The sequence below is a fragment of the uncultured Polaribacter sp. genome (assembly GCF_947497125.1).
Classification (GTDB): domain Bacteria; phylum Bacteroidota; class Bacteroidia; order Flavobacteriales; family Flavobacteriaceae; genus Polaribacter.
The window spans coordinates 71920-87235 of the sequence record NZ_CANMFI010000002.1; the positions used below are offsets into that span (position 1 = coordinate 71920).

The following is a 15316-nucleotide window of genomic DNA, read 5'->3' on the forward strand; positions in this document are numbered from 1 at the left end:
AACTCTTCTATTATTCTTATTTTTGAATACTACAAAAGTAACTAAAATTTACAGATATGTTTACCGGAATCATAGAAACACTTGGCACAATTACAAACATTACTAAAGAACAAGACAATGTTCACTTAACTGTTAAAAGTAATTTTACAAATGAACTTAAAATAGACCAAAGTGTTGCCCATAATGGAGTTTGCCTTACTGTGGTTGCTATTCATAATGATACCTATCGAGTTACTGCTATTAAAGAAACTTTAAACAAAACTAATATTGGTCTTTTAACCGAAGGTAGCTTTGTAAATTTAGAAAGAGGCATGAAGTTAGGAGATCGTTTAGATGGCCATATTGTGCAAGGTCATGTAGATGAAACCGGAACTTGTACTCATATAGAAAACCAAAACGGAAGTACTGTTTTTACTTTTTCTTATTTTTCTGATAAAAACAATGTTACCATAGAAAAAGGTTCTATCACTGTCAATGGTGTTAGTTTAACTGTTGTTAATTCTAAAAAAAATGAATTTAGCGTAGCTATAATACCTTACACATTAGAAAACACTTCTTTTAAATCTCTTAAAATAAATGATACTGTTAACCTCGAGTTTGATGTTATTGGAAAGTATGTTGCAAGATTAACAACTTTATAAGTAACTAAAATTTATATAACTAAAAACCGCTTGCTTACTTTATGCTCACAAACGGTATTCAGCTCTTCTTTTTCAAATAATTTTAAAACCTTCAATAAAAGTGTTTATTCACAACAACACTTTTATCTAGACTGGTACAAAAGTAGGCATAAAATTAATTTAATTAAGCCCATAATTAGCTCATTTAAAAAAAGATACTAGGCGTTTATTACAAGAATATTCATTAAAACCCACAAAAAAAGCCCTACATTTCTGTAAGGCTTCGGTGGTCCCACTTGGGCTCGAACCAAGGACCCTCTGATTATGAGTCAGATGCTCTAACCAGCTGAGCTATGGGACCGTTTAATTTGGCTGCAAATGTACTATTTATTTTGAATTATAAAACAAAAAAATAAAAAAATTACACGCTTCTATTCATTAACCAGAGTCCAAAACTTTGTAAACTCTCTTTATTTTCTTCACTAATGTTCATCTTCGAAAGTGTGTCAAATGCTTTATTTGTATATAAAGAAATTTGATCTTTCACTAGATCAGGAATTTCACATAACTCGAAAATTCTAGTTACTTCTATAATTTTTGTCGAGTTGTCTTTTAATTTTTGCTTGTAAAAATAGGCTAACTTTTGCTTTTCAGACTCTTCTGAAACTTCTAAAGCTTTTAAATACAGGTATGTTTTTTTGTTTTCAATTATATCTCCACCAACTTGTTTTCCAAAAGTATCAGGATCACCAAAAGTATCTAAGTAATCATCTTGTAATTGAAAAGCCAACCCTAAATTTAGCCCAAAATCATATATTAAATTTGCATTTTCTTCTGTAGTTTCTGCAACAATTGCACCCATTTTTAGGGCTGCTGCAACTAAAACAGATGTTTTTAAGCGAATCATATTAATGTATTCTTCGATTGTAACATCATTTCTAGTTTCAAAATCTACATCTAATTGTTGCCCATCACAAACTTCTAAAGCCGTTTTGCTAAATAATTTTGCAAGTTTCTGAAAAACAATTGGTTCGTAATTTTCAAAGTACTGATATGCTAAAATCAACATGGCATCACCAGATAAAATTCCGGTATTAATGTCCCATTTTTCATGAACGGTAGCTTTACCCCTTCTTAAAGGAGCATCATCCATAATATCATCATGAACTAAAGTAAAATTATGAAAAACTTCTACGGCTAAGGCAGCTGGTAAGGCACTTTTATATGTATTAGAAAATATATCTGCAGCCATTAAAGTTAAAACAGGCCTAATTCTTTTACCTCCTAATTGTAAAATGTAATCTATAGGTTCGTATAAGTTTTTAGGCTCTTGAATCCATTTTTTTGATTCTAAATAGCTTAGAAATTCTTTTTGATAATGTAAAATGTCCAAATCTGTAAATTTTTGTAAAAATAATGCAAACAAATGCTACATAAAATAGAAATGTAAAAAAAAACACTAAAACTTTGGAAACTTTTTTTGTGTTTAAAGTTTCCTTCTGTATCTTTGCACTCACAAAATAAAAACTATATCGTATATAATGAAAGATAAAATTTTAGATTCTTCTAAAAATTTGTTTTTAAACCTAGGGTTTAAAAGTGTAACTATGGACGAGATAGCTAGCAATCTGGGTGTTTCTAAAAAAACCATTTATAAATTTTTTAAAAACAAAACAGAGCTTGTAAAAGCAGTTACAGACCATATGTTTGATATTATTTGCGAAGGCATTGATGTTATCTGTCAAAAAAAACTAAACCCAATAGAAGAAATATTTTCTATAAAGAGAATGGTAATGCAGCATTTAAAAGATGAAAAATCTTCGCCACAATATCAACTTCAAAAATATTACCCTAAAATATACGGCTCGTTAAAAACAAAACAGTTTCAGATACTACAAGAAACTATTAAAGAAAATTTAAAAACAGGCGTCCATTTAGGGTTGTTTAGAGATAATATAGATGTAGAGTTTATAGCAAGAATTTATTTTTACGGAATGATAGGTATTAAAGACCAAGAAGTATTTCCGTTATCAAATTTTTCTATGAATGACTTAATGCTAAATTACTTAGAGTATCATTTAAGAGGTATCTCTACAGAACAAGGAGTTAAAGAGTTAAATAAACAATTAAAACAGAAATAAAAAAAATGAAAAAAACACTATTGGCAATCTTGCTACTTATTTTTCTTCAGCCTATAATTGCACAAGAAAATAGTATGCAACTATCTCTAGAAGAAGCCATAAACTATGCACTAGAAAATAGCTACAATACAAAAGTGGCCAGAAACGATATAGAAGCTGCAAACAAAAAAGTGTGGGAAACTACTGCTACTGGTTTGCCTCAAATAAATGGAAAAGTAGAATATCAAAACTTTTTAAAACAACCAGTATCTTTATTGCCTGCAGCGGCTTTTGACAATACATCTTCTACCATAAACACCGTTGAAGAGTATTTTAATTTACAAGCCAACAAACCTGCTGTTGCTCCAGAAGGCTTTATACCTGTTGTCTTTGGAACAAAACAAAATATAAACGCATCTGTAACATTAAGTCAGTTGCTTTTTGATGGCTCATATTTGGTAGGCTTACAGGCATCAAAAACATATTTAAAAATTTCTGAACAGGCAAAGCAAAAAACTGAAATACTTACTAAAGAAGCAGTAATTAACGCTTACGGTAATGTACTTGTTACAGAAAAAAGTATTACAATTTTAGAAGAAAACATTAAAATTCTTCAGAAAAACTTTAATGATGCTAAAAAGATATTTGAAAACGGATTAAATGAAGAAGAAGATGTAGAACAATTAGAAATTACATTAAGTACCGTTAAAAATGAGCTAAACAACATAAAAAGAATGAAAGAAATAGCATACCAAATGCTTAATCTTTCTTTGGGTACCAATATTAAAACAACACTTATACTCACAGATTCTTTAGACTCTTTAATAGATAACAATATTAGCTTAGAGCTTATTTCTGAAAATTTAGACGTAGAAAATCATATTGATTTTAAAATTTCAGAAAATGAAAGAGAATCTAAAAGATTAATGCTAAAATTAGAAAAAAGTAAAGCATTACCTAGCATCTCTGCTTTTGTAAACTATGGTTCTCAAGCATTTTCAGATACATTTTCTTTTTTTGAAAATAACCAAAACTGGTTTGATTCATCATTGTTCGGGGTAAGCTTAAACGTACCAATCTTTAGTAGTTTCGGTAGAAAAACTAAAACAGCGCAGGCTAAAATTGCTTTAGAATCTGCAGACCTAAGACTAGAAGAAACAAAACAAAGACTGTCTTTACTTGCAGAAAAAGCGAAAAGCGAATACCAGTTTAGCATAGAAAAGTACCTTACCGCTAAAAAAAATGTAACCCTTGCAAAAAGAATAGAAAAAAAGCAACGTATAAAGTTCTTTGAAGGTATATCTTCTAGTTTTGATTTACTTCAAGCACAAAATCAACTATACACACAACAACAAAATTACATACAATCTATGCTTGGCGTAATCGCTAATAAAGCAGCTTTAGAAAACGCATTAAACACCTCAATTAAATAATTAAACCGTTATGAAAAACATATATTTATTACTATTAACAGCCTTAATAATAAATGCTTGTAATAAAAAAGAACAAGTTTCTATAGACACACTTATTACAACAAATGATGTAGCCTTGATAAAAGCTACAAAAGCAACTTTGGATGCAAAACAACAAGAAATTTCTGCAGATTTAAAGAAATTAAATGATCGGTTAGATGATTTAAATACCGATAAAAACATTCCGTTAATTACTACTTTTAAAGTAACACAGAACGTGTTTACCCATTTTGTAGAATTACAAGGTGATGTACAAACAAAACAAAATCTATTAGTGTACCCAGAAATGCCAGGTATCTTAAAAAATGTGCTTGTTAAAGAAGGACAAAAAGTTGTAAAAGGACAAGTTTTAGCTACTATTGATGATGGCGGACTAACACAACAACTTGCTCAACTTAACGCAAATGCGCAATTAGCAAAAACAACTTTTGAGCGTCAAAAAAGATTGTGGGAGCAAAAAATTGGTTCAGAAATACAGTTTTTACAAGCAAAAACAACTTATCAAACTCAAAAAAGCGCTGTAGCACAATTAAAAAGTCAGTTAGCAAAAGCTACTATTAGAGCTCCATTTACAGGGGTTATAGATGCTGTTTTTAAAGAAAAAGGTACTGTTATTGCACCAGGAATGGGATCTGAAGTGTTTAGAGTTATCAATTTATCTAAAATGTATATTGAAGCTGAAGTACCAGAAACATACATTGCAAGTATTACAAAAAATAAAGAAGTAGAAGTGTATTTTCCTGTTTTAGGAGAAACTGTTAAATCTAAAGTAAGACAAGTTGGTAATTTTATCAACCCAAACAATAGATCTTTTAAAATAGAGATAGCAGTACCAAACCTAAACGGAACCGTTAAACCAAACTTAACTGCTAAATTAAAGTTAAACGATTATACTAATACAAATGCAATTTTAATACCTCAAAGTATTATTTCTGAAAATGCAGCGGGTGATCAATTTATCTACATCGTTAAAAATAAAAATGAAGCAAACGAAGCTACCGCAGAAAGATTGATTATCGAAACAGGTAAAACACAAGGCGATTTAATTGAAATTGTAAAAAACCTAACGCCTGATGCAGAAATTATTATGGAAGGTGCAAGAAGTGTAAACAACGGGCAAATTGTAAAAGTGATTAATAAATAGCAGAAAAATGGACGACAAAAATAAACAAGTAGACAAAGAATTTAAATTATCTTCTTGGGCAATAAATAACAAAACAACCATATATGTATTGATGTTTTTGTTCTTTTATTTAGGAATTTCGGCCTACTTTACAATGCCAAGAGAAAATTTTCCTGAAATAAATGAAACCAAAATTTACATTAGCTCTGTTTACCCAGGAAACACTGCCGAAGATATAGAAAAGCTAATTACAAACCCTTTAGAAGACAAACTAAAGTCGGTAAGTAATGTTGTTAAAATAACCTCTACCTCTCAAGAAGACTACTCTATTGTTACTGTAGAGTTTGATGAAAGCATTACGGTAGACAAAGCAAAACAAAAAGTAAAAGACGAAATAGACCAAGAAACTGCAGGCGAAGATTGGCCAACTTTTAATGGTGCTAAGGTTACGCCAAATGTTTTTGAGCTAAGCATGTCTGAAGAAGTGCCTATCTTAAACATCAATATATCTGGTAATTACCCTGTTTCTAAATTAAAAGAGTATGGCGAGTTCTTGCAAGATGAAATTGAAGACTTAACAGAGATTAAAAAAGTAGATATTCGAGGTGCACAAGATAAAGAAGTAGAAGTTGCTGTAGATATCTTTAAAATGATGGCTGCTAAAGTTAGTTTTAACGATATTTCTAACGCAATAAACAATGGTAATATTACCATGTCTGCCGGTAATTTTATTACCAGCCAACAAAGAAGAACTATTAGAATAATTGGTGAAATTGAAAAACCAAACGATTTAGGAGACTTTGTAATAAAAGCAGAAAATGGCAACCCTATTTATTTAAAAGATGTTGCAGAAATATACTTTAAAGACAAAGATAAAACTACCTATGCAAGAGAAGATGGCCATGCGGTTGTAATGCTAGATGTTAAAAAAAGATCTGGAGAAAACATGGTTGCTGCTGCCGATAAAATAGGTGTAATTGTAGCAAATGCTAAAAATGAATATTTTCCAAAAGATTTACAAGTAACCATTGCCAATGATCAATCTCCAAAAACAATCGGTCAAGTAGACGACTTGGTAAACAATATTATTTTTGGAGTAATACTAGTGGTTATTGTTCTAATGTTTTTCCTTGGTTTTAAAAACGCAATATTTGTTGGGTTTGCAATACCAATGTCTATGTTTATGTCTTTAATGATTTTAGGAGCTTTAGGATATACGTTAAATACTATGGTGCTTTTTGGTCTTATTATGGGACTAGGTATGTTGGTAGACAACGGAATTGTAGTGGTAGAAAACGTTTATCGTTTGATGGATGAAGAAGGCTTGTCTAGAATTGAAGCTGCTAAAAAAGGAATTGGAGAAATTGCTTTTCCTATTATTATATCTACCGCAACAACGGTAGCTGCATTTATACCTTTAGGTCTTTGGCCAGGTATTATGGGACAGTTTATGGTTATTTTACCAATTACATTATCTATTGTTTTAGGATCTTCTCTATTTGTTGCCATTTTCTTTAATTCAGTTTTAGTATCACAATTTATGAATACTGAAGACAAAGACATGCCTTTAAAAAGCATTATAAAACTAACCAGTATCATGGCAATTGTTGGTCTGTTTATTTTCTTTTTAGGAGGCGAGTACAATGCTTTAGGTACCTTAATTATTTTTACGGCAATTATGCTTTGGGCATATCGATTGGTTTTAAGAAAAGCTGCAAACTACTTTCAAAAAAACACTTTAGTTACGTTAGAAAACTGGTACGAAAGACAATTGAAAAAAGCACTTTCTGGTTGGGCACCTTATATTTTAATTAGCATCACTTTTGTGTTATTAATTATAGCTTTTATGGGTTTTGGCGCTTCTGTAGCATCACAAAGAACAAAAATTGAATTTTTCCCAGACAACAAACCCAATCAAATTGTTGTGTATATCGAATATCCTGAAGGAACAGATATTGAAAAAACAAACACAATTACCAAAAAAATTGAACAGAAAGTCTTTGGGGTATTAAATCAAGATCAATACAAAGATGGCGATTATAACTTTATGATAGAGAGTACCGTTTCTCAAGTAGGTGAAGGTGCCGGAAACCCACAAACAGATGGTGGTTCTTCTGCAGAAATGCCTCACAAAGGAAAAATTACTGCTTCTATGCGTGAGTATAAATATAGAAAAGGTGAAGACAGTGAAATACTGCGCCAAAAAGTACAAGCTGCCTTAGTGGGTATTTATCCTGGAGTATTAATTTCTGTAGAAAAAGATGCAAATGGGCCACCTGCTGGCGCACCAATTAACATTGAATTAAACGGAGAAGATTACGAAGAATTAATTTTTACTGCAGAAAGAATGCGCGACTATTTAAACACGCAAAGTATAGCAGGTGTAGATGAGTTAAAAATTGATGTTAACAAATCGAAGCCAGGTATGCAAGTGATTGTTGATCGTAAAAAAGCAGGAGAACTTGGTGTTAGTACCGGACAAGTTGGACAACAATTGCGTGCTTCTATTTTTGGAAACAAAGCAGGTATTTTTAAAGAAAACGGAGAAGATTACGATATTTACGTTCGCTTTAATAAAAATGATCGTTATAATAAAAGTGCCGTTTTTAATCAAAAAATTACTTTTAAAGATCAAGCGACTGGTAAAACCAAAGAAATTCCGGTAGCTGCAGTAGCTTCTCAAAAAAATAGTTCTGGCTTTAGCGCTATCAAGCATAAAAACGTTAAAAGAGTCGTTACCGTATATTCTGCTTTATCACCAGGCGAAACAGATGCAGGTGCAGTGGTTGCTAAAATTCAGAATTCTATGAAGAATTTTAAAAACCTTCCTAAAGGAATAAAAATTGACTATACTGGTCAAATTGAAGAGCAAAACAAGCAAATGACATTCTTAGTTGGCGCATTTTTTACTGGTTTAATGTTGATATTTTTCATCTTAATTTTTCAGTTTAACTCGGTTTCTAAGCCCGGAATTATAATGTTGGCAATCTTTTTAAGCTTTATAGGTGTTTTTGGTGGTTTGGTAATTTCTGGCGCTCCTTTTGTTATTATGATGACAATGGTTGGTATTATATCGCTTGCTGGTATTGTTGTTAATAATGGTGTTGTTTTATTAGATTATGCAGAATTATTAATTAAACGAAGAAAGCTACAAGATGGTGTTGCAGAAGAAAACTACTTGCCTTTAGATAGCTTGTACGAAACTGTTGTAAAAGCGGGTAAAGCACGTTTAAGACCTGTTTTATTAACTGCCATTACTACTATTTTAGGTTTAATACCATTGGCAATTGGTTTAAACATCAACTTCTTTACCTTGTTTAGCGAATTTGATGCAAATATTTATATGGGTGGAGACAATGTTGTTTTTTGGGGACCATTGGCTAAAACAGTAATTTATGGATTATTGATTGCTACCTTTTTAACATTAATTGTAGTGCCAATTTTATTCTTTTTAATTACTAAGTTTAAAATGAGAATTAAAGGACAATTAAAAACGTCTTAAAGATTAAATTGTATTAAAATGGAATCCTACAAAGTATAAAATCTTTGTAGGATTTTTTTGTAAGTTTGAAACCATGTTTGAAAAAAAGAAGAAATCTTTTACGGTAGATGAAATTAAACGAAAGCTAGAACATTATTGTGTTTACCAAGATAGATGCCATAAAGAAGTGGTACAAAAAATGCATGAATACCAATTGATACCAGAGGCACAAGAAATGATTCTTTTAGATTTACTAAAAGATAACTTTTTAAACGAAGAGCGTTTTGCTAAAAGTTTTGCTAGAGGAAAATTCAGAATTAAGAGTTGGGGAAAACAACGCATTGTTAGAGAACTAAAATTTAAAGAAATTTCGGCCTACAATATTAAAACAGCTTTAAAAGAAATTGACGAAACTGAGTATATTGAAACCATTTATAGAATTACTGAAAACAGAAATAACGTAATTTCTGAACCTAATATTTTTAAAAGAAAGAAAAAGCTAATCGAGTTTTTAATGAGAAAAGGTTTTGAAGCAGCATTAATTTACAAAACAGTAAATGATGTTGTAGACTAGCATAATAGCTTGCAAAATAGGTTAGCCCTGATAGAGCGGTTTGTTTAAGCTCTCACGCTTTTGGGCGTGAAGCGAGTAGCGAAAGCAGGAAATAGCTACTTATATTATTGAGGCAACTTTGCTATGAAAATAGAATCGTTCTTTTGCTTTAGTTTTATAATGTTTTGTACATCTTCATTTGGGATTGCAACCGATAAAACATAGTGTTTAATAAGCCAAGAACCGTTCTTTTTTTGAAGCACTCCAGAACCTCTGCAAGTTCCCATCCAAGTGGTTAAAAGCTCATCGAACCAAACAAAATCTTGATTTTCGTTTGTATAAATATTTCTATCAATTGCTTTAAAACTCCATGCTTTTCCGTTATCAAAATAAGGTTTACTAAATTTAGAAAACTCATTTTTAGACCAATTTTCTGTGGCATCTGTTCCTATAAAAACCGCAAGGCTATCCATTTTATTAAAATACTCTTGATAGTTTGCTTCAGAAGCTGCTTGATGCCAATTGTCTAATAAAAAACTAATACTTGCCTCTAATTCTTGCTGATTAACTTTCGGTTTTTCTACTGTTTTATTACACCCTAAAAAAGTGACTAAAAACAGTAAAAAAATTACTCTATGTATCATTTTTTATCTTTTAAATTTCTTTTAGGAACGGGCAGTTTTAATTGCTTCTTTTTAAGCATGGCTTCTTTCTTATTGCTAAGAATAGATTTTTTAGAAATACTATCTATCTGCGTAGAGTCGATGCCAATATAATCTATCGGAATCGTCATCATATCTTCGAACTCTTTTTTGGTAAGTAAGTTGTTTATTTTACTATTTACAGCAGAAAAAGCTTCAAGAGTTTTGGATACTTGCATATTTACTTCCGATGAAGAAATTGCAGGTATATCTGTTAAATCTGCCAAACGCAATGCTTCATTATAAAAAACATTTACACGAGCTTTAAATGAGGGTAAATTAAATGTTTTTGGCGAAATACTATCTTTTAATTCTTTTACAAGGCCTTTTAGCTCTAAAGCATTAATTAATGCTTCATTAGGAGATACGTTTTCGAACCTTTTGATAAAAACATTTAATGTATTTAAAGCTTTCCAGTCTTCTATTTGTTTATTAAACTTTGGTTTTACAGCTTCAACAGGCTGTTGCTGATAGGTTATACTTAAAGCATTTTTTTGTTGACTAACATTTAAAGTTTCATCTTTTTTTGAACTGCAAGAAAAGAGAATAATGCTAAAGAAAAGGTAAATAAAAGGTTTCACAATTAATAAATATTAAAAGAGTAAAAATACACTTTTAAAAGCAGTAATTATCATTTTAATAAAATTGTAATAAACAGGCACTTATTTTATTAATTTTTATTGAATAAATATTTATATTAAAGTTATTTACGAATACCAAAATTAAGTACTTTTGTTTTTATTAAAATCATAATTACATAAAATATGAGCGAAATCATTTTGGTTTTGGGCGCTGGCGGTCAAATTGGTGTAGAACTTACACTAAAACTTCGCAATATATATGGCAATAACAGTGTTATTGCTTCAGATATTAGAAAAGATACAGAAAGTAGTTTACCCAACGGTCCTTTTGAAGTTATTGACGCTACAGACCAAGCAACTATTTTAAAAATAATTAAAAAATACAATGTTACTCAGGTATATTTATTAGCAGCAATGCTCTCTGCAACAGCAGAAAAATACCCAGAAAAAGCATGGAGTTTAAACATGAATTCTTTACTTGCAGTTTTAAACTTGGCAAAAGATAAACACATAAAACAAGTTTATTGGCCAAGTTCTATTGCTGTTTTTGGCCCTAATACTCCTAAAACAAATACACCACAAAACACCATAATGCAACCTAGTACGGTTTACGGAATTAGTAAAGTTTCGGGCGAATATTGGTGTAAATATTATCATGAAAAATATGGTGTTGATGTTAGAAGCCTTCGCTACCCTGGTGTTATTTCTTGGAAAACAAAACCAGGTGGCGGCACTACAGACTATGCCGTTGATATTTATTTTAACGCCATTGAAAAAGGTGCTTATGAATGCTACTTGTCTAAAAACACCAGACTACCAATGATGTATATGAATGATGCTGTAAATGCAACCATACAATTAATGCAAGCCAACACCAATGCTATAAAAAATAGAACTGGTTATAATTTAGCGGCCATGAGCTTTACACCTCAAGAAATTGCCCAAGAAATACAGCAACAAATTGCTGATTTTAAAATAACATATAAAACCGACTTTAGACAAGAAATTGCAGATAGCTGGCCAGCTACTATAGATGATTCTGAAGCCAGAAGAGATTGGAACTGGAACCATCAATTTGATTTATCTTCTATGACAAAAGATATTATTACTAATATCAAAACAGAAAAAAACCTTTAATGTAAGGTATTTTGTTTTTTACGTCTACCTTAGCATTAAAACAATAAAAGATGAAAGATATTATTGAAAAGAGTTTACAAAATACCCTCACATATACTTCATATAGAGAAAAAGTAATAGAATTATTAAGTGAAAATAAATCTACAGGTCATGTACAATCTGATGACTTGACTAACTATAGTTTGTTAAATGATAAGCGGATGAAAAGGTTAGACAAAACCATTAAATTATCTGACAAAACTATTGCAAAAATTAAAGAATTGAAGCAACCACAAACATGGTTGGTAATTACAGAAGGATGGTGTGGCGATGCAGCTCAAAATTTGCCTGTAATTAATAAGTTAGCAGAAATAAACGATCTAATCGACCTTAAAATTGTTTTAAGAGACGATCATCAAGAATTAATGAATTTATTTTTAACTAATGGCGGAATGGCGATTCCTAAATTAATTGCATTAGACAGCAAAAATGAAGTGTTAAATACTTGGGGACCTAGACCAAGCACTGCTACCCAAATGGTTGCAGACTACAAAAAGGCCAAAGGTAGCTTAGACGCAGATTTTAAGCAAGATTTACAAGTATGGTACAACAAAAATAAAGGGCAAAACGTACAAGAAGACTTTATAGAAATGGTTGAAAAACAACAATAAATATTACTTTTTAAGTGATATTTCACAAATTTAAAATCGGAAATTAATAATTTAATTTCCGATTTTTCTTTTCTGTATCTTTGCCAAATAAATAACACACAATGTTAACAGAATACTCTAAAATTACTGATGATGCTAAAGTATGGGTGTACCCATCGAGCAGAAAATTTTATCCGAATGAAATTGCAGAAGTTGAAGAAAAAATTAAATTATTTATAGAGAACTGGAAACCTGAAGATGAAAACTTTAAAGCTTCTTACCAGTTTTTATACAATAGATTTATTGTTCTGTTTGCAGATGATGAAGCTTCAAATCTTACAAGTGCAGATATCGATGCCTCTGTCTCTTTTATTTTAAACCTACAAGAAGAATATAAAATTGAGCTTTTAGATAAAATGAATGCTTGTTTTAAGCAAGGTGAGTTTGTACAATATAAAGACTTAAAAGAGTTTAAAAAATTATTAAAAAACAGAGCTCTAACTGCTAAAAGCATCATTTTTGATAACTTAATAACCACCAAAGTAGATTTCGAAAATAATTGGGAAATTCCTCTTGAAGATAGTTGGTACAATAGATACCTGTATAAATTAATGGTCTAAAATAGCTGCAATATTAGGTTTAAAATAATTTGGCCCTTTTAATACTTTACCGTCTTCTCTGTAAATAGGTTTACCATCTTCCCCTAATTTACTCATATTACTGTGTTGTATCTCATTAAAAACATCGGTTATTTTGTCTTGTAAACCATGCTCTATAATTGTACCACATAAAATATATAACATATCGCCCAAGGCATCTGCAATTTCTACCAAATCATTATTTTCTGCAGCCTCCAAATATTCTTCGTTTTCTTCTTTCATTAAATTAAATCGAAGTGTTGTTCTATCATTACCAATTTTTGCAATTGGTTTTTGATTCATGTTTAATTTAAAAGCGGTATGAAATGCTGTTACTGCTGCTAATTTATCTTTCATCTTATTTAATATATAATGTGTTAAAACAAATTAATCTAAGTATTTTATTTTAATAGAAGTTACTCTAAAACAGTTAACTTGTTGAATAAATTTGTAATTTTGTAAAAATTAAAGTGATTAATTTTCTGTAGACAAGATATTAAAACTTTTTTACAAAACACAAATTTTATTGTGTGGTATTGATCGATTTAAATTAAATTAAAATGATGTTTTTAGCTGCTTATTTTACTCCTGGTCGTATTGCTTTTATGATTTTTTTTATAGTTTCTTTTATAACTTTAATGATCTACAGCTATCGAAAAGACATAAAAAACCATAACAGATATTACAAAGGTGCTGGTAAAAAAGTAGTTATTTACTGTATTCTTACCATCGCTATTTTTGTAGCAATTCGCTTTTTATTTGGCAATTAATTAGCTGCCATTTTTTCTACAGCGCTTAATTTCTGATGATCTAAAACCGTGTATCCTTCGTTATTTATACTCGCAGAAGGCACATATTTTACATCTAAAACAAGTTTGTTAAAGTCATAAGAATAAATTTGATATACCTTTTGTGCAAAAGACTCTTCGTGATAATTAACTAAAATGTACATAAAGGCATCTAAGTTTTCTATTTCTTTATTGGTGTATTTATACAACGGGCTTTTATCATCTATTTCATGAACAACCGTCCAGATTGTAGGTAAATACATAATTTTATTACGCTCTAGATTTAATGTGTAAAAGTTACGTTTTAATTCTTGATTTTCATCTTTTTCTGTTATCGATAATGTTACTGTAATTTCGGGTTCTATCATTACAGTTTTTCTACTATTCATTAAGCGAAACATAAGTGCTCTGTCTTTTTTAAAAGGCCTAAGAATTAGGTTGTCGCTAAATTTTAAATTGGCTTTTGGTTTCGAAAATCGACCGTATAACAAACCAGTTATAAAAGAAAAACTTAACAAACCAATCATTGCCTCAAAAGCGGCAATAAAATTAGCCAACAAACCATTGGGTGCTATGCCACCATAACCAACCGTTGTTAATGTTTGTGTACTAAAAAAGAATCCGTTTAAAAAATCGTCTAAAAAGACACCTTTTGATTTCGTAATTTCTTCGATACCAATTGCCACATATAACATGCCAAAAAACACATTTAAAAAGACATAAGAAATTAGAATTAAAAGAAAAAAATGAGGCCATGAAATTTCGGTAAAATAAGAGTACAAATCACCAATACTTCTTTTTTTATTGATATGTAAAACATTGCTTGTACCGGTATCACTAATAATACCTTTTGCATTGTGTTTGGTTGCATAACCAAAACCCGGATCTTTAACTTTCTGTGCCATTTTATTTTTCTAAATCTAAATACTTAAAACAATATTTTGTGTGGTCGTTTACCATGCCAATAGCTTGCATATATGCATAAACCACTGTAGAACCTACAAATTTAAAACCCCTTTTCTTAAGGTCTTTAGAAATTTGGTCTGATAGTTTTGTTGTTGCAGGCACTTCTGTTCGGTCTGTAAATTGATTAATTATTGGTTTATTATTTACATAAGACCATATAAAGTTAGAAAAAGAGCCAAACTCTTGTTGTGTCTTAATAAATAATTGTGCGTTTGTTATAGCGCTTTTTATTTTTAGCCTATTTCTAATAATTCCTGAATCTTGTAAAAGAGAATCGTATTTAGTTTGTTTGTATTTGGCTATTTTATGATAGTCAAAATTATTAAATGCTTTTCTAAAATTTTCTCTTTTATTTAAAATTGTAATCCAACTTAACCCTGCCTGAAAGGTTTCTAAAACTAAAAACTCGAAAAGGGTTTCATCATCATAAACAGGTGTACACCATTCAACATCATGATATTCTTGATATAATTTACTATCTGTAACCCAATCGCATCTGTGCTTCAT

Annotated in this window: 16 protein-coding genes and 1 tRNA gene; 10 read left to right on the forward strand and 7 right to left on the reverse strand. The window is 30.4% G+C overall.

Annotated elements, in window-relative coordinates:
* Positions 1-56: 56 nt before the first annotated feature.
* On the forward strand, positions 57-641 hold the full coding sequence (locus tag Q0678_RS03425) for a riboflavin synthase (protein WP_299053934.1): 585 nt from the start codon (positions 57-59) through the stop codon (positions 639-641).
* 266 nt (positions 642-907) lie between these two features.
* On the opposite strand, the gene Q0678_RS03430 is transcribed toward Q0678_RS03425, so the two are convergent.
* Together Q0678_RS03430 and Q0678_RS03435 are read right to left on the reverse strand one after the other, a co-directional pair.
* Positions 908-981: transfer RNA gene (locus Q0678_RS03430), tRNA-Ile, on the reverse strand.
* A gap of 60 nt (positions 982-1041) precedes the next feature.
* The gene (locus tag Q0678_RS03435; RefSeq protein WP_299053937.1) at positions 1042-2013 is read right to left on the reverse strand and encodes a polyprenyl synthetase family protein; all 972 of its coding nucleotides are present in this window, start codon (positions 2011-2013) and stop codon (positions 1042-1044) included.
* Positions 2014-2161: 148 nt separating this feature from the next.
* Between Q0678_RS03435 and Q0678_RS03440 the strand changes: the two genes are divergently transcribed.
* The 5 genes from Q0678_RS03440 to Q0678_RS03460 all read left to right on the forward strand — a co-directional run bounded on the left by Q0678_RS03440 (position 2162) and on the right by Q0678_RS03460 (position 9390).
* Positions 2162-2761 (forward strand): TetR/AcrR family transcriptional regulator, encoded by a 600-nt coding sequence (locus Q0678_RS03440; RefSeq protein ID WP_299053940.1) that lies wholly within the window; start codon positions 2162-2164, stop codon positions 2759-2761.
* A gap of 5 nt (positions 2762-2766) precedes the next feature.
* Positions 2767-4173: a TolC family protein gene (locus Q0678_RS03445; protein WP_299053943.1), complete on the forward strand. Its 1407-nt coding sequence runs from the start codon at positions 2767-2769 to the stop codon at positions 4171-4173.
* A gap of 10 nt (positions 4174-4183) precedes the next feature.
* Positions 4184-5356 (forward strand): efflux RND transporter periplasmic adaptor subunit, encoded by a 1173-nt coding sequence (locus Q0678_RS03450; protein WP_299053948.1) that lies wholly within the window; start codon positions 4184-4186, stop codon positions 5354-5356.
* A 7-nt stretch (positions 5357-5363) separates the two neighbouring features.
* Positions 5364-8837, forward strand: coding sequence for an efflux RND transporter permease subunit (locus Q0678_RS03455; protein ID WP_299053950.1), 3474 nt, complete (start codon positions 5364-5366; stop codon positions 8835-8837).
* A 73-nt stretch (positions 8838-8910) separates the two neighbouring features.
* Positions 8911-9390 (forward strand): regulatory protein RecX, encoded by a 480-nt coding sequence (locus tag Q0678_RS03460; protein WP_299053953.1) that lies wholly within the window; start codon positions 8911-8913, stop codon positions 9388-9390.
* A 104-nt stretch (positions 9391-9494) separates the two neighbouring features.
* On the opposite strand, the gene Q0678_RS03465 is transcribed toward Q0678_RS03460, so the two are convergent.
* Together Q0678_RS03465 and Q0678_RS03470 are read right to left on the reverse strand one after the other, a co-directional pair.
* Positions 9495-10013: a nuclear transport factor 2 family protein gene (locus Q0678_RS03465; RefSeq protein ID WP_299053956.1), complete on the reverse strand. Its 519-nt coding sequence runs from the start codon at positions 10011-10013 to the stop codon at positions 9495-9497.
* Complete coding sequence (locus Q0678_RS03470) at positions 10010-10651, reverse strand: hypothetical protein (protein WP_299053958.1); 642 nt, start codon at positions 10649-10651, stop codon at positions 10010-10012. Before Q0678_RS03470 ends, Q0678_RS03465 begins: the two co-directional genes overlap by 4 nt.
* A 183-nt stretch (positions 10652-10834) precedes the next feature.
* On the opposite strand from Q0678_RS03470, the gene Q0678_RS03475 reads away from it, so the two are divergent.
* From Q0678_RS03475 to Q0678_RS03485, 3 genes are all read left to right on the forward strand, one after another.
* The gene (locus tag Q0678_RS03475) at positions 10835-11788 is read left to right on the forward strand and encodes an NAD-dependent epimerase/dehydratase family protein (protein ID WP_299053961.1); all 954 of its coding nucleotides are present in this window, start codon (positions 10835-10837) and stop codon (positions 11786-11788) included.
* 50 nt (positions 11789-11838) lie between these two features.
* A complete protein-coding gene (locus Q0678_RS03480; protein WP_299053963.1) occupies positions 11839-12438 on the forward strand; it encodes a thioredoxin family protein in 600 nt (199 codons plus the stop codon).
* Positions 12439-12539: 101 nt separating this feature from the next.
* Positions 12540-13037 (forward strand): ABC transporter ATPase, encoded by a 498-nt coding sequence (locus Q0678_RS03485; RefSeq protein WP_299053966.1) that lies wholly within the window; start codon positions 12540-12542, stop codon positions 13035-13037.
* On the opposite strand, the gene Q0678_RS03490 is transcribed toward Q0678_RS03485, so the two are convergent.
* Positions 13026-13412, reverse strand: a complete 387-nt coding sequence (locus Q0678_RS03490; RefSeq protein ID WP_299053969.1) for a nucleoside triphosphate pyrophosphohydrolase family protein — start codon at positions 13410-13412, stop codon at positions 13026-13028. The two genes, Q0678_RS03485 and Q0678_RS03490, sit on opposite strands and share 12 nt — an antisense overlap.
* 203 nt (positions 13413-13615) lie before the next feature.
* Here Q0678_RS03490 and Q0678_RS03495 point away from each other — a divergent pair, with 203 nt between their 5' ends.
* Complete coding sequence (locus tag Q0678_RS03495; RefSeq protein WP_367181488.1) at positions 13616-13825, forward strand: hypothetical protein; 210 nt, start codon at positions 13616-13618, stop codon at positions 13823-13825.
* Here the strand turns inward: Q0678_RS03495 and Q0678_RS03500 are convergent.
* Both Q0678_RS03500 and Q0678_RS03505 read right to left on the reverse strand, forming a co-directional pair.
* Positions 13822-14748, reverse strand: coding sequence for an ion channel (locus tag Q0678_RS03500; protein ID WP_299053972.1), 927 nt, complete (start codon positions 14746-14748; stop codon positions 13822-13824). The genes Q0678_RS03495 and Q0678_RS03500 overlap by 4 nt on opposite strands.
* Position 14749: 1 nt before the next feature.
* Entirely contained in the window at positions 14750-15316 is a 567-nt protein-coding gene (locus Q0678_RS03505; RefSeq protein ID WP_299053975.1) for a DNA-3-methyladenine glycosylase I, read from the reverse strand.

Coding starts and splice junctions, on each gene's coding strand:
- Q0678_RS03500 (WP_299053972.1), bottom strand. CDS start 14,748: ATGGCACAGAAAGTTAAAGATCCGGGTTTTGGTTATGCAACCAAACAC.
- Q0678_RS03450 (WP_299053948.1), top strand. CDS start 4,184: ATGAAAAACATATATTTATTACTATTAACAGCCTTAATAATAAATGCT.
- Q0678_RS03480 (WP_299053963.1), top strand. CDS start 11,839: ATGAAAGATATTATTGAAAAGAGTTTACAAAATACCCTCACATATACT.
- Q0678_RS03465 (WP_299053956.1), bottom strand. CDS start 10,013: ATGATACATAGAGTAATTTTTTTACTGTTTTTAGTCACTTTTTTAGGG.
- Q0678_RS03505 (WP_299053975.1), bottom strand. CDS start 15,316: ATGAAGCACAGATGCGATTGGGTTACAGATAGTAAATTATATCAAGAA.
- Q0678_RS03485 (WP_299053966.1), top strand. CDS start 12,540: ATGTTAACAGAATACTCTAAAATTACTGATGATGCTAAAGTATGGGTG.
- Q0678_RS03455 (WP_299053950.1), top strand. CDS start 5,364: ATGGACGACAAAAATAAACAAGTAGACAAAGAATTTAAATTATCTTCT.
- Q0678_RS03425 (WP_299053934.1), top strand. CDS start 57: ATGTTTACCGGAATCATAGAAACACTTGGCACAATTACAAACATTACT.
- Q0678_RS03495 (WP_367181488.1), top strand. CDS start 13,616: ATGATGTTTTTAGCTGCTTATTTTACTCCTGGTCGTATTGCTTTTATG.
- Q0678_RS03460 (WP_299053953.1), top strand. CDS start 8,911: ATGTTTGAAAAAAAGAAGAAATCTTTTACGGTAGATGAAATTAAACGA.
- Q0678_RS03490 (WP_299053969.1), bottom strand. CDS start 13,412: ATGAAAGATAAATTAGCAGCAGTAACAGCATTTCATACCGCTTTTAAA.
- Q0678_RS03445 (WP_299053943.1), top strand. CDS start 2,767: ATGAAAAAAACACTATTGGCAATCTTGCTACTTATTTTTCTTCAGCCT.
- Q0678_RS03440 (WP_299053940.1), top strand. CDS start 2,162: ATGAAAGATAAAATTTTAGATTCTTCTAAAAATTTGTTTTTAAACCTA.
- Q0678_RS03475 (WP_299053961.1), top strand. CDS start 10,835: ATGAGCGAAATCATTTTGGTTTTGGGCGCTGGCGGTCAAATTGGTGTA.